The sequence below is a fragment of the Flaviflexus huanghaiensis genome, from assembly GCF_014118685.1.
Classification (GTDB): domain Bacteria; phylum Actinomycetota; class Actinomycetes; order Actinomycetales; family Actinomycetaceae; genus Flaviflexus; species Flaviflexus huanghaiensis.
In genome coordinates this window covers 80,192-100,255 of sequence record NZ_JACFAK010000005.1, presented here as the reverse complement: position 1 = coordinate 100,255, position 20,064 = coordinate 80,192, and the positions used below count along the sequence as shown (strand labels likewise).

Annotated in this window: 21 protein-coding genes; 9 read left to right on the top strand and 12 right to left on the bottom strand. The window is 62.6% G+C overall.

The window, feature by feature from the left end; genetic code table 11:
• Positions 1-19: 19 nt before the first annotated feature.
• The 3 genes from H7E91_RS05220 (at position 20) to rpsT (ending at position 1,609) form a co-directional block, all read left to right on the top strand.
• Positions 20-520, top strand: a complete 501-nt coding sequence (locus H7E91_RS05220) for a PH domain-containing protein (RefSeq protein WP_182354041.1) — start codon at positions 20-22, stop codon at positions 518-520.
• Between the two features lie 78 nt (positions 521-598).
• Complete coding sequence (locus H7E91_RS05215) at positions 599-1,186, top strand: type II toxin-antitoxin system PemK/MazF family toxin (RefSeq protein ID WP_338401735.1); 588 nt, start codon at positions 599-601, stop codon at positions 1,184-1,186.
• Positions 1,187-1,342: 156 nt separating this feature from the next.
• A complete protein-coding gene (gene rpsT / locus H7E91_RS05210) occupies positions 1,343-1,609 on the top strand; it encodes a 30S ribosomal protein S20 (RefSeq protein WP_182354040.1) in 267 nt (88 codons plus the stop codon).
• A 167-nt stretch (positions 1,610-1,776) separates the two neighbouring features.
• On the opposite strand, the gene holA is transcribed toward rpsT, so the two are convergent.
• The 5 genes from holA to leuS all read right to left on the bottom strand — a co-directional run bounded on the left by holA (position 1,777) and on the right by leuS (position 10,280).
• Complete coding sequence (gene holA, locus H7E91_RS05205) at positions 1,777-2,766, bottom strand: DNA polymerase III subunit delta (RefSeq protein WP_182354039.1); 990 nt, start codon at positions 2,764-2,766, stop codon at positions 1,777-1,779.
• Between the two features lie 50 nt (positions 2,767-2,816).
• Positions 2,817-4,994, bottom strand: coding sequence for a ComEC/Rec2 family competence protein (locus H7E91_RS05200; RefSeq protein ID WP_182354038.1), 2,178 nt, complete (start codon positions 4,992-4,994; stop codon positions 2,817-2,819).
• Entirely contained in the window at positions 4,991-5,725 is a 735-nt protein-coding gene (locus tag H7E91_RS11965; RefSeq protein ID WP_182354037.1) for a helix-hairpin-helix domain-containing protein, read from the bottom strand. Before H7E91_RS11965 ends, H7E91_RS05200 begins: the two co-directional genes overlap by 4 nt.
• A gap of 722 nt (positions 5,726-6,447) precedes the next feature.
• Positions 6,448-7,401, bottom strand: coding sequence for an aldose 1-epimerase (locus tag H7E91_RS05190; protein ID WP_182354036.1), 954 nt, complete (start codon positions 7,399-7,401; stop codon positions 6,448-6,450).
• A gap of 8 nt (positions 7,402-7,409) precedes the next feature.
• Positions 7,410-10,280 carry a leucine--tRNA ligase gene (gene leuS / locus H7E91_RS05185; protein WP_182354035.1) on the bottom strand — a complete coding sequence of 957 codons (2,871 nt, stop codon included), beginning with the start codon at positions 10,278-10,280 and terminating at the stop codon, positions 7,410-7,412.
• 93 nt (positions 10,281-10,373) lie between these two features.
• Here leuS and H7E91_RS05180 point away from each other — a divergent pair, with 93 nt between their 5' ends.
• Positions 10,374-10,814, top strand: a complete 441-nt coding sequence (locus H7E91_RS05180) for an HIT family protein (protein WP_182354034.1) — start codon at positions 10,374-10,376, stop codon at positions 10,812-10,814.
• Positions 10,815-10,822: 8 nt separating this feature from the next.
• On the opposite strand, the gene H7E91_RS05175 is transcribed toward H7E91_RS05180, so the two are convergent.
• The gene (locus H7E91_RS05175; protein ID WP_182354033.1) at positions 10,823-11,467 is read right to left on the bottom strand and encodes a vitamin K epoxide reductase family protein; all 645 of its coding nucleotides are present in this window, start codon (positions 11,465-11,467) and stop codon (positions 10,823-10,825) included.
• A 250-nt stretch (positions 11,468-11,717) separates the two neighbouring features.
• On the opposite strand from H7E91_RS05175, the gene H7E91_RS12090 reads away from it, so the two are divergent.
• Together H7E91_RS12090 and H7E91_RS05165 are read left to right on the top strand one after the other, a co-directional pair.
• Complete coding sequence (locus H7E91_RS12090; RefSeq protein WP_182354032.1) at positions 11,718-12,761, top strand: glutathione S-transferase C-terminal domain-containing protein; 1,044 nt, start codon at positions 11,718-11,720, stop codon at positions 12,759-12,761.
• Positions 12,754-13,011: a thioredoxin family protein gene (locus tag H7E91_RS05165; protein ID WP_182354031.1), complete on the top strand. Its 258-nt coding sequence runs from the start codon at positions 12,754-12,756 to the stop codon at positions 13,009-13,011. The genes H7E91_RS12090 and H7E91_RS05165 overlap by 8 nt, the downstream gene beginning before the upstream one ends.
• Positions 13,012-13,053: 42 nt before the next feature.
• On the opposite strand, the gene H7E91_RS05160 is transcribed toward H7E91_RS05165, so the two are convergent.
• Together H7E91_RS05160 and H7E91_RS05155 are read right to left on the bottom strand one after the other, a co-directional pair.
• On the bottom strand, positions 13,054-13,818 hold the full coding sequence (locus H7E91_RS05160; RefSeq protein ID WP_182354030.1) for an HAD-IIB family hydrolase: 765 nt from the start codon (positions 13,816-13,818) through the stop codon (positions 13,054-13,056).
• A 23-nt stretch (positions 13,819-13,841) separates the two neighbouring features.
• Positions 13,842-14,327, bottom strand: a complete 486-nt coding sequence (locus H7E91_RS05155; protein ID WP_182354029.1) for a hypothetical protein — start codon at positions 14,325-14,327, stop codon at positions 13,842-13,844.
• A 207-nt stretch (positions 14,328-14,534) separates the two neighbouring features.
• Between H7E91_RS05155 and H7E91_RS05150 the strand changes: the two genes are divergently transcribed.
• Positions 14,535-15,239, top strand: coding sequence for a purine-nucleoside phosphorylase (locus tag H7E91_RS05150; RefSeq protein ID WP_182354028.1), 705 nt, complete (start codon positions 14,535-14,537; stop codon positions 15,237-15,239).
• Here the strand turns inward: H7E91_RS05150 and H7E91_RS05145 are convergent.
• Positions 15,208-15,699 carry a helix-turn-helix domain-containing protein gene (locus tag H7E91_RS05145; protein ID WP_182354027.1) on the bottom strand — a complete coding sequence of 164 codons (492 nt, stop codon included), beginning with the start codon at positions 15,697-15,699 and terminating at the stop codon, positions 15,208-15,210. The two genes, H7E91_RS05150 and H7E91_RS05145, sit on opposite strands and share 32 nt — an antisense overlap.
• A gap of 80 nt (positions 15,700-15,779) precedes the next feature.
• Here H7E91_RS05145 and H7E91_RS05140 point away from each other — a divergent pair, with 80 nt between their 5' ends.
• Positions 15,780-16,418, top strand: coding sequence for a metal-dependent transcriptional regulator (locus H7E91_RS05140; protein ID WP_182354026.1), 639 nt, complete (start codon positions 15,780-15,782; stop codon positions 16,416-16,418).
• Positions 16,419-16,504: 86 nt separating this feature from the next.
• Here H7E91_RS05140 and H7E91_RS05135 read toward each other — a convergent pair whose 3' ends face one another.
• Positions 16,505-17,836 (bottom strand): NAD(P)/FAD-dependent oxidoreductase, encoded by a 1,332-nt coding sequence (locus tag H7E91_RS05135; RefSeq protein WP_182354025.1) that lies wholly within the window; start codon positions 17,834-17,836, stop codon positions 16,505-16,507.
• Between the two features lie 174 nt (positions 17,837-18,010).
• On the bottom strand, positions 18,011-18,745 hold the full coding sequence (locus H7E91_RS05130) for a helix-turn-helix domain-containing protein (protein ID WP_182354024.1): 735 nt from the start codon (positions 18,743-18,745) through the stop codon (positions 18,011-18,013).
• 131 nt (positions 18,746-18,876) lie between these two features.
• Here H7E91_RS05130 and H7E91_RS05125 point away from each other — a divergent pair, with 131 nt between their 5' ends.
• Entirely contained in the window at positions 18,877-19,095 is a 219-nt protein-coding gene (locus H7E91_RS05125) for a heavy-metal-associated domain-containing protein (RefSeq protein WP_241698402.1), read from the top strand.
• 48 nt (positions 19,096-19,143) lie between these two features.
• Here the strand turns inward: H7E91_RS05125 and H7E91_RS05120 are convergent, their stop codons facing one another.
• Positions 19,144-20,064 carry an ADP-ribosylglycohydrolase family protein gene (locus H7E91_RS05120; RefSeq protein WP_182354022.1) on the bottom strand — a complete coding sequence of 307 codons (921 nt, stop codon included), beginning with the start codon at positions 20,062-20,064 and terminating at the stop codon, positions 19,144-19,146.

Sequence of the window (20,064 nt, the reverse complement as noted above, 5' to 3'; positions counted from 1 at the left end):
GCTGTGCCACTATTACCGTATGGGCCTTCCTCGCAAGCACCTGGGCCGGGACGAAGTCGTCATCCGCCACATGCACAGCCACGTCAAGGAACTCTTCCTCTCCGGCATTCTCGCCATTGTCTTGGTCGCCGCAGTCGTCGTGGCGATCATCTTCATGCCCGAGTCCGTCCAGCCGTGGGGCACGTACGCGGTTATCGCACTCGCCGTCGTCCTTGCTGTCTGGAAAGTCATTGTGCCCTGGCTACGGTGGCTAACCGACACGTACACAATCACGTCCCGACGCATCATCACCCGCACCGGAATCATCGCGAAGAACGGGCACGATATTCCCCTCGCCCGAATCTCCAACGTCGCCTATGAGCACGACCTTATCGACCGGATTTTCGGCTGCGGTACACTCATTCTCGAGACGTCAGCTGACAATCCGCTCCGGTTGCACGACATTCCAAAGGTAGAAGAGGTTCACGTTGAGCTAACCGAACTTCTCTTCAGCAGTGAGGGATACCGGCGTGACGACTAGGCCGACCACGTGCGGGTCGGGCTCGATGCACCGCACTCCACTCGTCAGATACCGAGTAGCACGTCTACGGTAGAAGCCGTGAGCTTCCTTAATCGAGCATTCGGCTTTGCTAAGTCCGTCGCTACTGTGCCGCAGACCCGCCAAGCCGTTCGTGACGTCTGGGCCGACAACGAGGCCGACGGAGATTCAGCGCTAGCAGCACGTACCTTACGCAAGCCTGTCCTTCCGGGACCGGACGACGAGGCAGTCGAATACTCCCCAGCACTGCACGGCAGGGCGTCCTTTTCCTACGATCCCTCTCCCGATGGGGACGCGGATCCCGGAGAAGTCGTGTGGACATGGGTGCCATACGAGGACGATCCGACACAGGGCAAGGACCGTCCGGTGCTCGTTCTCGCCCGCCTCGGCGACGCTGTCGTCTTCGCACAAATGACGTCCCAAGATCACGTGGCGCCTGGTGTTGGCGCGAGCCGCGAAGACCATCTTGGCCGCCGCTGGGTCGATATCGGCACCGGCGACTGGGACAGGGAGGGCCGTCCGTCAGATGTGAGGATCGACCGTCTTCTCATCGCCCACAAGGACTCGATCCGCCGGGAGGGCGGTCGCCTCGATAAGACGAGGTTCACACATGTGGCGCGGGCAATCAGTTCGATTCATCGCGGCTAGCTGATAAAGTCGTGGATCGGACTTGCTATCCGGTCGATACGCAGGTCGTAAGCCACCGACCACTCCACGGGGTGCCCCACGCCCCAGTCCCGGTCATGGCGGAGCCCTCACTGACCGAGCAGATATTCGCATCCGTATGACGAAAGAATTGAGAACGTGGCAAACATTAAGTCGCAAAAGAAGCGTAACCTCACGAACGAGAAGCGCCGCATCCGTAACCAGGCGTACAAGGCTGAGCTGAAGACGTACGTGCGCAAGGTCCGTACCGCCGTCACCGCTGGCGACAAGGAAGAGGCCGACGCAGCGCTGAAGGTTGCCGGTCGTAAGCTCGATAAGGCCGTTTCGAAGGGCGTTATCCACAAGAACCAGGCGGCGACGCGCAAGTCCAAGCTTGCGAAGGCTGTCTCGTCTATCGACGCCTAGTCAGCACAAGGAAGGGTGGCGGCACATCGTGCCGCCATTTTTCTTGCCTTCACATGGTCCGCACGACGCTGTGAGGCCGTTTCTGGCAACTAGTGAACCCGATCCGGTCGCCGGACGTACGTTGCACACAACTATCCGACAGGCGAGGAAAAAACGTGTCGCTCTCGTCAGAGGCGCCGTGCAGCGCTGATCCGCCGGAGGCACCGCTCGACCGCGTACGCGGGGTCATGGGACTCGCCTCGGAAACCTTTAACGTCACCGTCGGCTTGGGCGATCGCGGTTATCGCACCGGCAAGAGCCGCATCCGACCACGACCGAAGGCTGTTGCGGGCCGCTCTGATCTGATGTGGGCTGCCGGAAATGGTGACATCGTGCCCGTCACGGCCCGTCGAGGTTGAGACTTGTGCGAGCTGGCGGAACTTCCACGCGAGGTTCGCGATGATGAGCACTTCTGACGTGCCAGTCGCGAGCGCATGCCGCAAGAGCTGCAGTGCCCGACCGGTGTTGCCTGCGATCAGGGCGTCCGCGATCTCGAAGCCGTCTGCCTCGACCCTGCTACCGAAGTACGTCCGCACATGCTGCTCACCGATGGTGCCCTCGACGTCACTGAAGAGCTGCCGCAGGGCGGCGAGCATCTCGCGCACGTCATTTCCGAGACTCGCAACCAAAGCATGGGCCGCCTCATCCGTCAACGCACGATTCGCTCGCCGAGCATCCGATGTGAGAAGTGCGAGTTTGTCGCTGTCCCACTTGACCTCGCCGATCGTGACAACGGGAAAGCCTGCCTGTTCACATGCGGTGAAAACTTTCGCGCCCCTGTTGCCGCCGTTGCGGACGCCGACAAGAAACAGGTCGGGGCTGGGGTGCGCGATAAGCTCGAGGAGGTCAGTCTGGAGTTCCTCTCCCATGTTTTCGAGATCGCCGATGAGGCAAATCTTTGCTCCCCCGAACAGAGATGGGCTGGCCAGGACAGCAAGATCGCCCGCACCGTACGACAGTGAGTCGAGTTTCACGACGTCAACCTCTGGATCGACGCGTCGGGCCTGACCGACGAGAGACTCCCAGGCGCGGTCCGCAAGCGCGTCCTCTTTCGATTTGATGAGGACTACCGGTGCCAGTTTCACCGTGTCCCACGTGACGCCTTTTGCCTGTGCCATGGTCCAAGTATTCCATGATGCTCGACTGGCTCCGACCCGGCTACGGACCGTCACTTCGCCACACGGAGGAAGATGTCCCCATCTTCGGTTGCCATGATCTCTGCCCCACGGCTGTAAAGCTCGACAGTTGCTGGCGCGGGATGACCGTAGGAGTTCTCGCCGTAGGAGAGAAGTGCGAGGGTCGCGCCGACAGCATCGGCGAAGGCCTCGCTTTGCCTTGGCGATCCGTGGTGCGGAACGAGAACGACATCGGCGGCAACGTCGTGCCGTGCGAGCTGGCGCTGGGCCGACAGCTCGATGTCACCGGTGATAAGGAACGATCTGCCAACATTCGCTCTCACGACGACGGAGTTGTCGTTCTCGCAACTTTCGTCATAACAATCTGCTGGACCCTGGGGCCAGAGGATCTCAAGGCCCCCAAAGCGGTCACCTGCGGACACCTCCCGGACAGACCGGTCACCGACCATGCTCTCAACCTCGAATTGCATTCCTGGACCGGCCCACACCTCTGTCACTCCCCTGTTAAGCGCGGTGCGGATCTCACCGACATGGTCAGCGTGGAGGTGAGTGAGGATGAGAATGTCGACGTCAGCACCCGCTGCGGACAGGCAGTCACCGAGCCGCGACCCCGGAGGCCCCGTGTCGACGAGGTAAACGAGACCATCGACGCGGACAAGTGTCGCCGCTCCCTGACCCACGTCGCATTGGACGATGTCCCAGTCCGGGACCGGGGTCGGTACGAGACGATAGGCGCTGAGGCCGAGGGCGGCAGCGACGAGCCAGGTTGTGCGTAGCCGTGTTCGAGCGGTGAGCCAGGCAGCGAGGAGGAGCGCCGCATACACGGCGGCAACGAGACGGCCATCCATGCCCGACCCGGGCCACCCCGAGAGTTCCCCGGCAACGATGTCAATCCACGAGACGCAGCGTGCGGCGATCCACGCGAGCGCGGGTCCCACTGCTGGCGCTGGTGCGAGGAGGAGGCCCGCGAGCGCGACAATAGTCCCTGCTGGCACGACGGGAGCGACGAGGGCATTGGCGAGAGCTGACCAGATGGAGGCGGAGTCGGACAGGAGAAGGATGATTGGGGCGCAGGCGAGATGCGCGACGATCGGGACGGCGAGCAGGTTCGCCCCGGGGACGGTGAGGATGGGGGCGAGGAGGCTCGCCGCTGGGCGCGCCCACACGATGATTGCTGCGGTGGAGACAACGGACAGGATGAATCCGTACGCCAGGGCGAGGCTTGGCTCGAGACCGACGAGAACGATGATCGACACTCCAAGGGCGGGAAGGGCACTGCTCGGTCGCCGGAGCCAGATGGCGCTGAGCACGACCGCTCCCATGACGCCCGCGCGCAGGACGGAGGGCTGACCACCGGTGGCGACGATGAGGACGGCAAGCACACCACCCGCGACAATGACGGCACGTGCCCGTCTGCGACGCCCGACAAGGACAAGCGCGATGCCGCAGATCATTGATACGTGGGATCCCGAGACTGCTGTGAGGTGGGTGAGGTTGACAGCGGCGAGTGCCTCCCCATGCTCCTCCGGGAGCCTCGAATCATCACCGATGGCAAGACCGGGTACAAGCCCTTGGATCTGCGGTAACTCGTGACGTAGGTTCGCGGAGAGCCGGTCAGCCCGCGTAGCAATCCAGCGTGAGACAGGGCCAGCGTGCCCCGTCACCGTCGGCTCACCAACAACTGTTGCCCACGCGATCTCCCGTGAGCCCCTGTCAGTTGGCTCGAGTTTCACGAGGACGTCGATGTGCTCCCCCAGGTTCACGTTCACGAGCTCGTCGCCGCCGAGCAGTGCCACCGACGAGTAGGCGCTCGATACCTCTCCGCGCCCCGTCACTCTTTCCACTCGCATACTTCTCAGCACACGCTCACCGGCCGGGTTTGGGTAGGACGTGATAGAACCAGCAAGGTGGACGACCGCTCGCTGTTCCGTCAGTCTCGCGAGAATCCCCTGTCCGGCGAGATACTGGTGCGCAGCGGTCAGACCGGACGAACATATGGCAGCAGAGATGAGAACGACAACGGTCGGTCCCCAAAAACGCACCGCAGAATCTCGTCCGACATGCCGAAGCACGAGGCGGCCACAGAAAAAGGAGCCCGCTAAGAAGCTGACGCACGTCATGACGAATCCGGCTCCCTCGAGCAATGTACCGATCGCCGCGGCCCACCACCCTAGTGCGGCGAGCAAGATCCGAAGGTCCCTGTGGGTCATGTCGTCACGTGATCACGCAGGTTCGCAAGCGTCGCCGGTCCGATCCCCGACACCTCCATGAGCTCCTCGACGGTGCTAAATGGCCCGTTTGTCTCGCGCCAATCGATGATCTTTTGAGCGATCGCCGGGCCGACCCCGGGCAGTGTTTCAAGTTCGGCAGGACCCGCGCTGTTGATGTTGACAAGCCCCGATGATGGTTCCGCGGCCTGCTCGGGTGCCTGTTCAATAGCGGCTGGCACCTCCTCACCCGGTGCAGGAACGACGACGTGTTCACCGTCGACAAGGACACGCGCGAGATTGAGGGCGTTCCAGTCCGCCTCCGCACTCATCCCACCCGCTTGCTCGACCGCGAGCGCGACGCGGGAGCCCTGCGGAAGCTCGACGATGCCGGGGTTGTTGACCATGCCAGACACGTAGACCGTCACCGTGCTCGGCTCAGTGGGCAGGGGGCTTGGCACGGGAGCCTGCGGCTCTTCTGCTGGCAACGTCACGGTATCTGTCGGCGCGGCAGGTAGCGCGTGGACTTCAACGGGCCGTGACAACGTCCAGCCGACGAGTAGTCCGGCGACGAGAGCGAGGACAAGTATCGTGAGAGCTGCCGACCGATTGTCGAACGCGAGCCGTGCGGTTCGTCTCCCCTGTTCTGGGGGCGACATAATGTCCTCACCCGTCCCGACGCGGTAGGCGGTGCGTACGAGGTCTTTGGCTTTCATACCTTCTACGATCGTCACTCTGTCTGTCGACTGGCGCGAAGAGATTACGGGCTGAGGACAGCCAATCCGCGGGCGTCCTGGGGACCGCACCGCTTCGGTAAGCTCCGACGTAAGGAAAACCCGGCGCAAGGCCGTCGTCACCAGAATCTGGGCGGGATGCGCGACCGCAAACGCCGCGCTCCGTGCGGCACCGCTCCTGCCACAGAGCCGAAGACCCGAGGCTCTTGGCATCCGGTCCGCCAGACTAGTGACGACGATCAAACGCCTCCCGAGTCTTGCTGGCCCAGAACAGCGAACGAAAAGTTGGGGGCGTCGTGCAGAGCGAGGACGAGACCTACGCGGCAGAGTCAACGCTCGCCCGGATCGGCGACTGCACTAACGAAACCGCGACAGGCTTCCCGCCGCTGATGGTGGGTGAGTGCCAAGAGTCCCGGAAGGGACTGGGACATCCTCATCGGACCGCGAGAACCTCATGACGGGGGGGTCAGTCTTTTGGAGATCACGGTGCAAAACTCAGAGCCCGAGGGTGTCGGCAGACCTGCCTTCGCGGAGACTATTCGTACCCCTGCCGCAGTGGCGTCAGTCCGTGAACTGCCACGCCAGCCTGCTCGCGCGTCGTTGCTCGCCAACCTGTTCGAGTGTCCAAAGCAGACGATCCGGACGAGCTTGAATGTATGGCGGTTGACGCCGCCGCTAGGCCCGCCGTTGCGCAAGCTTTCCGTGTTGGCGTGTACGGTCGCTTACGAGTAGACGAGAGTGGCAGTCATCGACCTGGCTGCGCCTGGCGGAAGGCCGATTGACGCCGATGCGTCCGCACGATTGACCGCATCAGGCACGTGGGAATACGGCTCGAGTGCGATCGCTTCGCGGGCCCCGCGATCCAGTCCATCGCCGGTCCACACGACAATGACCGGAGCCTCGGCAGGCTCCTGGATGAGGGAGATCGTCTTTCCTGTCAGCGGGTTCGACAGAGACGTTTTGACGACACCCTCGTCGTTCGGGACGAGGCCCAGGTAGGCGGCGTCGATCTCCTCGCTACCGATACGGTCCCTTACGACAGGCGCGTGAATGCCGGCGTAGGCCGATTCCCCGGGAAGTGGGATAAGTTCCTGCGACGTGAGGATCCGCTTCCGAGCGGGGATCGTCAGACCCACGTCAGTAATTCTTCCGCCGCCGGGGAACGTTAGGAGAGAATGCCACCCGATGCCGACTGGAGCCTTCTCTGGCGAGAGATTTGTGACGGAGATGTCAACGGACAGCCGGTGCGAGCCGCCCTCACCGACCCCGAGGGCATAGATGACGTCAATCGCGAACGACCACGGCCAGTCATCATCGGCCTCATGCTCGGCCCGCAACTGAAGGGTCGATCCGCGTGAGACGGACTCGAAGTCGAGCCTCGAGGCAACACCGTGCCGTGCGTGACCGTCGGACGCGACCGGCACCGAGATCGATCGGCCATTCCAGGAAAACGTGCCGCGATTAATCCGGCCTGCGAACGGCGCGAGAATGCGGCTACGTGATCCCTTGCCGCTCGCCAGTTCCTCCGGGGTCTCATAGCCAGCGACGATGCTCTCACCGACGCCGGGGTCCCAGGAAATGAGTGTGGCGCCGCGTGCGGCGACGAGGGCGGTCGCTCCGGCATACTCAAGCCGCCAGGCCCTGCCGCCGAAGTTCGCCTCGCTCACGCTGTCCATGTCTCTCCTTACGGGACGATGTTGATGAGGTGAGGTGCGCGGACCACGATCTTCCGCGGTTCACCTTCCAGGTACTGTTGAATCTTCGGCAGTGCAAGAGCACGCTCGGTCAGATCCTCCTCAGCAATATCGGCAGGGACCTCGATGCGGTCACGGACCTTGCCCTTGACCTGGACAACACAGGTGACGGTGTCCTCGATGAGGAGGGACTCATCAATGGTGGGGAACGGAGCGTAGACGACCGAGGTGTCGTGGCCGAGGCGCGACCACAGTTCCTCTGCAATATGGGGAGCAACCGGGCCAACCATCGCGACGAGTTGCTCGGCCACCTCCCGCGGCACCTCGTCGAGAGACGTGAGGTGGTTGTTGAGGACAATGAGCTTGGCGATCGCTGTATTCGGCCGCATGGCCTCGTACTCAGTTCGCACATCCGTCACGGTGCGGGCAGCAAGCCGTGCGGTCTCCTCCGATGGCGCGACATCGGCAACGGTCGTCTCACCCGTCTTTTCGGAGACGATGTTGCGCCAGAGCCGTTGAAGGAAGCGCTGGGCGCCGACGACAGCGCGAGGCTCCCACACCCGGGACTGCTCGATGGGGCCCATCGACATTTCGTACACGCGGAAGGTGTCAGCACCATACTCGGCGCTGATCTCTTCGGGGGTCACCGTGTTCTTCAGGGACTTGCCCATCTTCCCGTACTCGCGGTTCACCCGTTCACCACGGTACGTGAAGACCTGCTCGCCATCCTCCTCGGCCGTCTCTACCTCGTCGGCGGGCACGTACTGGCCTCGGGAGTCCGTGTACGCGTAGGCCTCGATCATGCCCTGGTTGAAGAGCTTGTGGAACGGCTCCGACGATGAGACGTGGCCAAGATCGAAAAGGACCTTGTGCCAGAACCGGGCATACAGCAGGTGGAGGACAGCGTGTTCGACGCCTCCGACATAGAGGTCGGCGCCGCCAGACATGTTCCCGACCTCGGGGCGCGGCCCCATCCAGTACGCCTCATTCTCCGGGGCAACGAAGCGGTCCTCGTTATTCGGGTCCAGGTAGCGCAACTCGTACCAGCAGGAGCCTGCCCAGTTCGGCATCGTATTCGTGTCGCGGTAATACGTCTTCTCGCCGTCGCCCAGGTCGAGAGTCACCGCGACCCAATCTTTGAGCCGGCCGAGAGGCGGCTCCGGCATCGACTCCGCATCGTCCGGGTCATAGGAGCGCGGCGAGTAGTCCGGGGTCTCAGGGAGTTCAACCGGCAACATCGAATCCGGCAGGTCGTAGGCCCTGCCTGCTTCGTCGTAGACGATGGGGAACGGCTCACCCCAGTAGCGTTGGCGTGAGAACAGCCAATCACGTAGCCGGTACGTCACCGCCGGTGTTCCCATCCCCTTGTGGGCGAGATAATCGGACACGGCGGCGATCGCAGCGGTCTTGTCGAGACCGTTAATCGAGAACTCGGGGTTCGCCGAGTTGATGACCTCACCGTCGCCAAGGTAGGCCGCATCTCCCGGGAAGTCGTCGGCTGGTGCGATCGTGAGCACGATCGGGAGGCCGAATGCGGTCGCGAAGTCGTAGTCGCGCTGATCGTGCGCAGGAACTGCCATAATCGCGCCGGTCCCGTATCCCATGAGGACGTAGTCGGCCGTGAAGACTGGAATCTCGTCACCACTGACGGGGTTCGTGGCGTAGATACCGGTAAAGACGCCGGTCTTTTCCCGCTCGTCGCTCGTCCTCGCCGCTTCCCCAAGCTTTCGCGCAGCCGCCTGGTAGGAGGACACCGCGGTACGCGGGTTGGGGGCACCACCCGTCCATGCGTCTGTGACGTTCGCCGGCCATTCGGTCGGCACTGCCCCGTCCTGCAACATCGGATGCTCCGGAGAAACGACCATAAACGTCGCCCCGAACAGCGTGTCCGGGCGGGTCGTGAACACCTCGAGGGCGTGGTCACCATCAGCGCCATGCGCCGTAAAGGTCACATACGCGCCCTGGCTCTTGCCGATCCAGTTCCGCTGCATGGTCACGACCTTCTCAGGCCAGTCGACAGTGTCCAGGTCACCAGCAAGGCGGTCTGCGTACGTCGTAATTCTCATCATCCACTGGCGGAGCTGGCGACGGAACACAGGATAGTTACCACGCTCGGACCGGCCCTCGTTCGTCACCTCTTCGTTCGCCAGCACCGTGCCGAGGCCCGGGCACCAATTGACGGGCGCATGAGAAATGTAGGCAAGACGGTGATCATCGATGATGGCGGCACGAGCGTCCTCGCTCATATCAGCCCACGGCGCGCCCGACGGTGTCGGGCGCTTACCGGACTCGAACTCGGCAACAAGCTCGGAGATGGGGCGGGCACGACCCGTCGTACCGGGGGTGCGGCCGTCCGCATTCTCGTCGTAAAACGAGTTGTAGATCTGAAGGAAGATCCACTGGGTCCAACGAACATAGTCGACATCTGTCGTCGCGAACGAGCGACGCTGATCGTGCCCGAGGCCGATCTGGCGCAGTTGCCGCTTCATGTTCTCGATGTTCTGCTCGGTCGTCAGGCGCGGGTGCTGGCCCGTCTGGACTGCATACTGCTCGGCTGGCAGGCCGAACGCGTCGAATCCCATCGTGTGGAGCACCGCCTTGCCGAGCATGCGCTGGAAGCGGCCGACGACGTCGGTGGCGATGTAACCGAACGGGTGGCCGACGTGAAGGCCCTTACCGGACGGGTAGGGGAACATGTCGAGAAGGTAGAACTTCTCCGCAGAGACATCTCCAGCAAGGTCGCCAACAGGATTGGGCACGTGGTAGGTGCCCCCGTTTTCCCAGCGATCCTGCCAGCGGCGCTCAATCTCACCTGCGAGCTCTGCCGTGTACCGATACGGCTGTTCGGTCGTCTCGGACATAGTTCTCCCTTCGTAACGCACCAACTCTAGCGCAGGCCTCCGCGGGCCTCTTTCGTGGTCCACGTGATGGCAGCGACCTCATAGAATGGCGCCATGAGCATTTTCACAAAAATTATGTCGGGCAAGATCCCTGGACGATTTGTGTGGGCGGACGACGTGTGTGTCGCCATGGCAACGATCGAGCCGCACGCCACCGGCCACGTCATGGTCATACCGCGCGAGGAGATCGACAAGTTCATCGACCTTGACGATGACACGGCGGCTCACCTCTTCAACGTTGCGCGGATCATCGCGCGCGTCCAGGAGACCGCGTTCGACGTGCCACGGTCCGGGCTCGTCATCGCTGGTTACGGCGTGCCGCACTGCCACCTTCACGTCATTCCCATGCTGACCGAGAAAGCTCTCGCATTCGCCTCCGCGCAGAAGGACGTTCCAAGCGAGGAGCTCGATGCGGCGATGGAACGGCTACGTAGCGCGCTCATCGAGGCCGGTCATGGCAAATATGTGCCACAGCACATGACGTCACTCGACTGACCGTCCGCTCACTCCCAGCCGAGTACTACCCGCCACGTGTCGATGAAGTAGACGAATGTGAAGGCAAGAAGCGCGAGGAACCAGATCCCGATCATGAGCCACCGGTAGCGCCACACCCGGCTCGTTCCGTCCGTCAGATTGGCGTGCGCCTGCCCGCTGGCGTGGACGATGAAGGGGACGAGTGCGACCCAGATGACGAGGCACCACGGGCACAGTGTCTCGGCGCTGAAAGACGTGTATTGAAACCAGGCGAGCGCGAGCACTCCAGCCGCAGCGGCGGCGGCCATCGCGACCCACATGAATGACGCAAGGGCTTTCCGCACGAGCAGATAGACGCCCATGACCGCCATCGCGGCAAAACCGACGAGACCGAGGTAGCTGTTCGAGAAGCCGAGGACATTCCCCTCCCATGACGTGAGGAACGTCGAACATGAGAGAATCTCGTTGACATCACAGGAGAGCGAGGCGAACGGATCCGACTCGAGGGCACGCTGGCTCAGGAGGAGCTGGAGAGAAGCGAAGGCCCCGAGTAAACCGCTGACGATCATAAGCAGGCCAAACTCGGCCGCTCCGGGTGCTGGAGGCCGCTCGACCTCTCCGGCTGCCAGATAGGCCTCAATCTCGTCGTCGGTCATGTTGTCAAAATCGGTCATCGCAGATCCGTTTCGTCGGTGCGGGCAGCGTGCAGTGCTCGCCTGCCCCATGGTAGCAATCGCGAGCCGACGCCCTGTTCTCTGACAGGAAGGTGACCTCTCGAGCCAACTGCCGATCTCCTCCCTCATCGACACGAAGCACAAACCGACGCTCGAAGCGAACACGGAATTAACGGGCACGTTACCCAGTTAGATAGGTGGAGAGCCGACACACGTAAACTGTCGAACCAACATCTGTGGAAGGACTTCTGTGGCATCAGAGCAGCGCGAAGAGCACACCAAGGGCGGTGTCTATTCCGTCCCCGGCCAATCGTTCGAACGCGATTCCCGGTACATCACGACGCGCATTACCCGCGACGGAGAGTCCGGCTACATTGTCGAGCCGGGCCGCTATCGCCTCATTGCCGCCCGCGCGTGCCCATGGGCAAACCGCACCCTTATTGTCCGCCGCCTCCTCGGCCTGGAGGAGGCGATCTCGGTTGGCATGCCTGGGCCGACACACGACGCGGATTCGTGGACTTTTGACTTAGACGAGGGCGGTCTTGACCCAGTCCTCAAGGTCCACCGGCTCAAGGACGCCTACCTCGCGCGCGATCCCGAGTACCCCCTCGGCATCACCGTCCCCGCCATCGTCGACACACGTGACGGCGCGGTCGTGACAAATGATTTCGCACAGATGACTCTTGATTTCTCGACCGAATGGGCAGAGTTTCACCGACCGGGCGCGCCGGATCTCTATCCGGAGCATCTGCGCGAGGAGATGGATCCGCTCATGCGGTTCATTTACACGGAGATTAACAACGGGGTCTATCGCTGCGGCTTCGCCGGGTCTCAGGAGTCGTATGAGGAGGCGTATGTGCGACTGTTCACCGCTCTCGACACCGTCTCCGAACGGCTCGAGACACGGCGCTTCCTCATGGGCGACACAATCACGGAAGCTGATGTGCGACTCTTCACGACCCTCGTCCGCTTCGACGCCGTTTACCACGGCCACTTCAAGACAAACCGATCGAAGCTGACCGAAATGCCGGTCCTGTGGGCGTACGCACGCGACCTGTTCCAAACCCCCGGCTTCGGCGACACCATCGATTTCCAGCAGATTAAGAGCCACTATTACGAGGTCCACACGGACATTAATCCCTCCGGCATCGTCCCCGCTGGCCCCGACAACTCAGGCTGGCTGAGTGAGCACGGACGGGAGACGCTCGGCGGGCGCCCGTTCGGTGAGGGCACTCCCCCCGGTCCGGTCACGCCGGGCGAGGAGGTCCGGCCCGAAGGACGCGCGGATGCCTGAACTCGTGCTCTACACGACGGGGTTTTGCGCACCCTGTCGGACAGCGCGCCACATGATTGACTACGCGTCGAAGGACGTGGCATTCACCGTGACGGAGATCAACGCCTCCGACCATCCGGAATCCGCCATGGCGGACGGTGTTACGTCAACGCCTACTCTTATCAGCCGCGGGCCGGACGGGGCCGAGCAGTGGCGGATCGTCGGGGTTCCGCGCCTAGCGGAGTTGCGTCGGCTTCTCGGCGGTATCTGAACGACACGACTGTGCCCCGGCTTCGGCCGGGGCACAGTCGTGTCAGACGGACGTCGTGCGCGTCTCTGCAGGGAAGCAGTCGACGAGCCTTTCGACGAGATCGGCGGTGTCCTCCCAGTTACGCACAGCAAAAGTCTTGCAACCGAGGGCGACGACAGGGTAGTCGTTACCGTTCGGGTCGAGACGGTCCCCGACGAAAATCATGTCATCGAAGGAAACACCCGTGTATTCCGAAAGACGAGTAATCCCGAAGGCCTTGTCAACGCCTGCTCGGGTGACATCGACAGATGTCGATCCGCCGGAGCGAACCTCGAGCTCGGGAAGATCATCCGCCACCGCTGCTCGCAGAGCGTTCTTCTTCGACCCGTCAGGGTCCCACGCTCGTTTTGCCTCGATGGGGGCTTCCTGGCCGAGGGCGGAGAAGGTGATTTGGGATCCCCTGTCCTCGATGACATCGCCCCACGTCCTGTCCTCCCACAGGTCCAGCTCGACAGCTCGGTTCTTCAACGAGGAGATCGCCGAGTCGCGTTCCTCATCGCTGAGATCGTGTGCATACACAGTCACCCACCTGCCGTCCTGGTAGCGCAGGTAGCGCGTGCCGCAGGTCGGCATGAGGTGGAGGTGCTCAAGAGCCGAATCACTCGCCTCGATCTGGTCGAGAACTTGGCTCTCAAACTGCGTGAGGTTGCCTCCGGAGATGATGCAGACGTCGGCGCAGTCGAGGAGTTCGACCAGCGCCGCCGCCATGCGGGGAGGGATAGGGGACTTCGAGGGGGCGAGAGTGTCGTCAAGGTCGAAGGCGACCATCCGGTAATGGGAGCTCAATTGGTTTACGAATCGGCTTTCTTGTCAGAGCGGCTGTCGTGCTCGAGGATCACGCGGAGCAGACCCAGGAGGACAAGCCCGAACGCTACGCGGAACGCGAAGCTGAGTATTGCTGTCACGATCCCCATCGCCCCCGGACCGTAATCAGCGGTCAGGATCGTCAGGAGATCAAATAGAGCGTAGCCAGCATAGATGCCAAATGCAATGATGCCGAGAAGCATGACGATTCTGAGCAGAGACTGCGGGCCGCGGTGAGGGAAGTTCGTGGAGAAGAGAGCGACAAATCCGCTCGGTTGCGTCCCGTAGCCCGCCTGGGACCCATAGCCGTAGCCATAGCCCGGCTGCCCGGGGTGCGGCTGGCCAGCGTGCGGCTGACCCATCGGCGGCCGCCCGGGCTGTCCCTGTTGCGGTCCAGAGTAGGAGGAAGGGTCGGACTGATGATTCGCAGCCTGCTCATAATTGGGGCCGTGGGGCCCTCCCTGTTGCGACATGATGCTTCCTTTCCCAAGCGCCATCGTTTGCGCCTGAGCCCCATTGTCGCTGATTAAGTGACATAGCGCACGCTATTGGCCACAGACCCAGCCGTTCCGACAAACCTCGGAAGAATTGAAGAGCTCCATATCTGACTCGAGTTTCGCCGCGCACCGAGCCGGCGCAAACGTACACTGGCCACGTCCGATCAATTGAGAAGGAGCACTATGCCCACCCCACACATCAGCGCCCCCGAGGGCTCTATCGCGCCCGCTGTCCTCATGCCGGGAGACCCCCGCCGCGCCGAGCGCATCGCAGCCCTCCTCATGCCGGACGCGGAGAAGGTCTCCGACGTACGCGGCATCGGTGCCTACACCGGGCAGTACAACGGAAAGCCGCTGTCGGTCATGGCGTCCGGAATGGGTCAGCCCTCGCTCGCGATTTACGCGAGCGAACTCTTCATGTTTTACGGCGTTCAAAGGATTATTCGGGTCGGCACGTGCGGCGGTATGGCAGCGAAAGTCAACGTCGGTGACGTCGTCGTCGCGATTGGCGCTCATACAGACTCATCTGTCACAGACGTCGTACCCGGCATCAGCCTGTCGCACACGGCGTCCTGGAATCTTCTGTCGGCGGCTGTCGCCGCAGCCGACGGCGACACGACCGTCCATGTCGGACCCGTCGTCTCGCGCGACAAGTTCTACGGCAACGACCCTGCCCAGGTTCAAAAGCTGGCTGACATGGGAACGTTAGGTGTGGAGATGGAAACCGCGGCGCTGTACATGCTGGCCGCTCAGCACTCAGCCGAGGCGCTGACGGTTCTCACCGTGTCTGACCATCTCCTCGATGATTCACAGAACATGTCTGCTGAGGATCGCGAAGCCCGCTTCGAAGGAGCGCTCAAGCTCGCCGCAGCTGCCGCGCACTGCTAAATCCCACGCCGAGCAGCGCTGGTAGCTCCGCACGTTGCTCGGCAGTGAGCTGTCCGGAGGCGAGGTCTGCGCTACGGTAGCGAATCGCGTCCGCGCGATCGACCGTTGCCAGGCCCGCCTCCGTCGCATAGTAGACGTCGGACCCGGTTGCGACGACGTAGCCAAGGTCGACGAGAGAGTCCACGGTCGGTTGAGCGGCCGCCATAATGAGTCCGAGGCGGTCCGCGAGCTCCTCGATCGTGCAGGGAGATGAGGCGATTTCCTTGAGCGCACTGACCTGAGACGCCCTCAGGTCGAGGACGTCGTCGACAGCGCAGTCGAGAATCGCCCTCATCTGACCGGCCTGCTCGATGTGGTCGAGAATGGCAACGGCAATCGACACGTTCTCCGTGGGCCCTTCACGCTTGAGCAGGCGGAGGATTCCCGATTCAGTGGCATCATCGTCACGTTGTAGGTTCACATTCATATGTAACGTGACCATCCTTAGATTTGTTCCTCAAGCTCCTGGTAATAGGCTTGAAGCGGTGACAAGGAGGACCTATGGGTGGACTGACGAGAGCGACCGAGGACTATCTCAAGCACATCTGGTCAGCGAACGAATGGTCCGATGAGCCGGTGACGACAACCCAGTTGGCGCGCGATATGGGCCTGTCCCCGTCGACCGTCTCGGAGTCGATCGCCAAGCTCGCACGCGAGGGTCTCGTCGATCACGAGAAGTATCAGTCGATCAGGCTCACCGACGAGGGAACGACGCATGCCCTCGAGATGGTCCGCGCCCACCGTCTCATCGAGACGTTTCTCCACAGCCGCCTCGGCTACTCCTGGGACGAGATCCACGAAGAGGCGGACGCTCTCGAACACGTTGTGTCGCCACGCTTCATCGAGGCAATCGACGACCTTCTCGGCACGCCCGAATACGATCCACATGGCGACCCGATCCCGAGGCGGGATGGTAGCCTGCCTCCTCGGCAGGCAATACCGCTGGACGATGCCGCGGAGGGTGAGGCCATCGTTGTCAGGGTTGACGATTCAGATCCGGAGCGCCTGCGCGAAGCCTCACGACTGGGCCTCTATCCAGGTCAAACCGTGAGGATTGAGGGCGGCACCATTTCGGTCAACGGCGAGAGGGTTGATGCGGGTTCTTTCGTGGGACGCGTCTGGGTGACCGACAACAGGTGACGTGAACTCCAGTCGTCAGCCACAGGGTTGGCGATGATGTGATGGGGCGCGTGCTCTCGAGCACGCGCCCCATCGTCAAGCCCCTCTTATCGCCAATGATCGTGGCGCTTCATCGACCGAGCGGCACTCAGCGGACCTATCGTGGCGTTTCGAGAGAAGTCCGTGATGTCGCCGACGATGAGGTTGTTGCTCCTCCCCCACATGATGTATTTCAATCCGAGGTTGACCATCGAAGAGATCCTATTACGGCCGCCAATGAGGGTGGCGATGTGGACCGAGTTCCAGATCATCCACGCGGCGAAGCCTTTGAGTGCCGGAAGGTTGCCGACCTCTGCCACGGCGTCAGCGCGGCCAATTGTCGCGAGCACTCCGAGGTCCTTGTACTCGAAGGGGCTGATCTCCGTCCCGTTGATGAGTCCCTCGATGACCTTCGCGGCGTAGGCGCCGGTCTGCTTCGCAGGCTGAGCAAGCTGCGGTAGCGGCCCGCTTTCGAGAGCAGCGATGTCGCCCGCGGCGAGGACGTGCGGAAGGCCTTCGACCTGAAGAGTGTCAGAGACCGACACTCGACCGCCCCGGCCCTGAGGCAGGTTCCAGTTGGCAATGGGTGGGACAGCGACACCAGAGGCCCACAGCACAGCGGCGGCCGGCATCCACGTCTCCTCACCCGAGTCGTCCATCGCCTGCAGTTTGACCCCGTCTGCACGGACTTCCTTGACGGACTGGCCAAGGGCAACGGTCACGCCGCGCTTCTCCAGCTCCTCATGCGTATAGGTCGACGAGGACTCGCTGAAGGCTCCAAGCACACGGTCCGCCATGTCGACGAGCATGATCTCCATTGCGTCGACGTCGAGCTCGGGATAAAGGATGGGCAAGTCCTTATTTTTCAGCTCGGCGAGGGCTCCGGCTGTCTCAACTCCGGTAGGCCCACCCCCAACGATGATGATGCGAAGCTGCTCGCCGGGCCGCTTCGTCGCCGCATCGAGCAGGCCGTTGATCCGGTCGCGCACATCGATCGCTTCCGTTCGGGTGTAGAGAGGAAGCGCATTCTCTTCGGCACCGGGAATGCCAAAGAAGGCGGCGGAGACACCGCTCGCGACGATGAGGTAGTCGTAGCTGATTGCCCTCCCATCGTCGAGCACGACATGCTTGTCCTCGTGGTCCATGAACTCGACGGAGCCAAGCTCGACTCGCAGGTTGGGTTGGTTGCGCCGGACGGCTCGGAGGAAATACGTGACGTCGCCCGGATTGAGAGTCGAAGTCGCAACCTGATAGAGCAACGGCTGGAACGTCGAGTAGGGGTTGCGGTCGATGAGCGTGACGCGAACACGCGCGCGGCGCAGTCCGCGGGCTGCCGCGATGCCAGCAAAACCGCCGCCGACGATGACAACATGGGGCCAGGAGGAGAAATCTGCAGTCATACCACCGACACTAATAAGCCGGCGGTGCTTCCGAAAGAGCTGACAGGTGGACTTCAGCCCAGCCCGTCAGCGGCTTTACCTGTATTCCCGCAGAAACTAAGCGAAAAGGGGACCCTTAGTGTCGCGCGCGTTCTCTCACCGCTGAAGCACCGCCTCGCACTGCGACACCTGCGGTCAGGCCCCCGCGATCTCGTGGATCTCGCGCGGGCGAAGCACTCTCGTCCAGCGCCTACCGGAGTCGATGAGTCCTTGAGACTTCCACCGACTCATCGTCCGCGACACCGATTCGGGGGTTGATCCCGCCATCGCCGCGAGGTCGACCCGACTGAGCGGCAGGTCGATGAGGATGCCCTCGTTGTCGCGCCGCCCCGCTTTCCGCATCAGCATAAGGAGGACATCGGCGAGCCGTTGGGGCACCGGCCGGCCGCCGTGGGTTTCGCTGTGTCGGGAGCGCGCGAGCTTATGGGCGAGATCGTCGACGACGTTGACAGCAACCGAAGGGTGCTCAAGCATGATCGATGTGAAGAGCTCGGCCTCGATGCGAAGCGCACAGGTGACAGAGAGCGTCGCGACAGAGTCCGTGTAGACAGGCGCGCCGAGCTGCGGCAGAACGCCGACAAGATCCCCGGGAGCGGCGATGTCGACGATTCTCGTCGTCCCATCGGCCGACACCTTCTCAACCTTCGCCATCCCCTGGGCGATGACATGCAGCGCATCAGCTCGATCGCCCTCAATCTGCAAGTATTCGTCTGGGGACCACGCATGGGAAGTGATTCCCCTGCTGATGGAGTAGATCTCGTCCTCGCTGAGGTCCTTGAACCAACGCACAGCCCGCAGGACACGGAGCCGCGTCTCCTCCGAGCACTGATGCGGCTCACCAACAGCCCTTGTCACCGGTGATCGAGCCACCGTCACCCCATTTCTTCTGGTTTCTTCCGTGGCCAGTGTAGTGAACCTTCGTTGATTGATGCAGATCATCGTCCCGGGCTCCCGTCCCCCATACCCTTGCATCGTCAACACGTTCGATGAAAGGACAGCCCATGTCAGCTACAACACTCCTTCGCGCCCAGGGATTCTCCTGCCCCTCCTGCGTCGACAAGCTCGAGAAGGCTCTCGGGAAGATCGACGGTGTCGACTCGGTCGACGTGCAGTTCGCCACCGGTAAAATTACCGTGGGCCACGCCGAGTCTGTCAACGCCCAGCTTCTGGCTGACACCGTGACGAAGAGCGGCTACCCGGCAAAGGTCGCAGCTTTCTAACCAGTTCGCTCCGCCTCCCCGGCCCTCCAGCCGACGATGACGTTCTCGTCACCCGATCGTCGCACCACGGATCGTGCTGCACCGTCCGGAATCGGCAAGGAGCCGGTCCGCGACTGCCATGTCAAGGGCCAGCGGGTCGAGTCGGTCGAGAACATCGCGGGGGTAGGCCTGAATCCCACGGGCAGCGCCAAGTAAAGCTCCCGCGAGGGCGCCGATAAGGGGGCTTTCGCCACCAAGCTGAGTCGCGGCACACACTCCCCGAAAGGGGTCGCGCGAGTAAGCCCTGGCCAGCGTCATCGCTGCGGGAACCGCCTCACCAGCTGACACCGACAGGCCAACAACGTCATGAAGGTGACCGACGAGTTCGATGCTGCGCAGATCCGCGGCCCAGTCGAGTGCCTGGAGCGTCCGGGCAACAACGGACGCCTCAGAGGTCCGATGGCCTCCGATCGTCGCGCCCGCCGTCTGCGCGAGCGCGATGTCTATTGCCTCATGCACCGTCTGTCCATCGATGGCGGCGCTGATAGCGGCCGCAACGATCATCGCCGCTTCACGTGACTGCCGGGACTCGTTGGTGACGGAGCACAGGTCATCCACTGTTGTGAAGAGCAGGTCCCCGTGCGCCGCTACGGAATAGGCGACTCCGATCGGCAGCGCCATGGCTGCGGCTCGCGCAGTCGAGAATGCCGGTGTGTGGCGGGGGTGCGGGTCACGGGGCTCGCCGCCAGCATCAATAGAGTCTTCACCGATGAGCCGCGCTGAGTGGAGCATGAGCTCCGTGTAGGAACTGGTCGAGCCCCGTGGTGCGCGAGGATGGCGCGCATGATCCCCGAGGTCGCCGACACCCGTGATGAAGCCGTATTTATCTGTTACCTCGTCCGCTGTCATTCCGCTGGTGGGGATACCGAGGCTGTCGCCGAGGACGAATCCCGCGAACGTTCCCCGAGCTCGATCTGTCAACCACTCCAT

Excerpts from the sequence above, each read along its gene's own strand:
- H7E91_RS05220 (WP_182354041.1), top strand. The coding sequence starts at position 20 with ATGGGCCTTCCTCGCAAGCACCTGGGCCGGGACGAAGTCGTCATCCGC.
- holA (WP_182354039.1), bottom strand. The coding sequence starts at position 2,766 with ATGGCACAGGCAAAAGGCGTCACGTGGGACACGGTGAAACTGGCACCG.
- H7E91_RS05200 (WP_182354038.1), bottom strand. The coding sequence starts at position 4,994 with ATGACCCACAGGGACCTTCGGATCTTGCTCGCCGCACTAGGGTGGTGG.
- H7E91_RS05190 (WP_182354036.1), bottom strand. The coding sequence starts at position 7,401 with ATGGACAGCGTGAGCGAGGCGAACTTCGGCGGCAGGGCCTGGCGGCTT.
- leuS (WP_182354035.1), bottom strand. The coding sequence starts at position 10,280 with ATGTCCGAGACGACCGAACAGCCGTATCGGTACACGGCAGAGCTCGCA.
- H7E91_RS05180 (WP_182354034.1), top strand. The coding sequence starts at position 10,374 with ATGAGCATTTTCACAAAAATTATGTCGGGCAAGATCCCTGGACGATTT.
- H7E91_RS05175 (WP_182354033.1), bottom strand. The coding sequence starts at position 11,467 with ATGACCGATTTTGACAACATGACCGACGACGAGATTGAGGCCTATCTG.
- H7E91_RS05165 (WP_182354031.1), top strand. The coding sequence starts at position 12,754 with ATGCCTGAACTCGTGCTCTACACGACGGGGTTTTGCGCACCCTGTCGG.
- H7E91_RS05160 (WP_182354030.1), bottom strand. The coding sequence starts at position 13,818 with ATGGTCGCCTTCGACCTTGACGACACTCTCGCCCCCTCGAAGTCCCCT.
- H7E91_RS05155 (WP_182354029.1), bottom strand. The coding sequence starts at position 14,327 with ATGTCGCAACAGGGAGGGCCCCACGGCCCCAATTATGAGCAGGCTGCG.
- H7E91_RS05150 (WP_182354028.1), top strand. The coding sequence starts at position 14,535 with ATGCCCACCCCACACATCAGCGCCCCCGAGGGCTCTATCGCGCCCGCT.
- H7E91_RS05140 (WP_182354026.1), top strand. The coding sequence starts at position 15,780 with ATGGGTGGACTGACGAGAGCGACCGAGGACTATCTCAAGCACATCTGG.
- H7E91_RS05135 (WP_182354025.1), bottom strand. The coding sequence starts at position 17,836 with ATGACTGCAGATTTCTCCTCCTGGCCCCATGTTGTCATCGTCGGCGGC.
- H7E91_RS05125 (WP_241698402.1), top strand. The coding sequence starts at position 18,877 with ATGTCAGCTACAACACTCCTTCGCGCCCAGGGATTCTCCTGCCCCTCC.
- H7E91_RS05120 (WP_182354022.1), bottom strand. The coding sequence starts at position 20,064 with ATGGAGTGGTTGACAGATCGAGCTCGGGGAACGTTCGCGGGATTCGTC.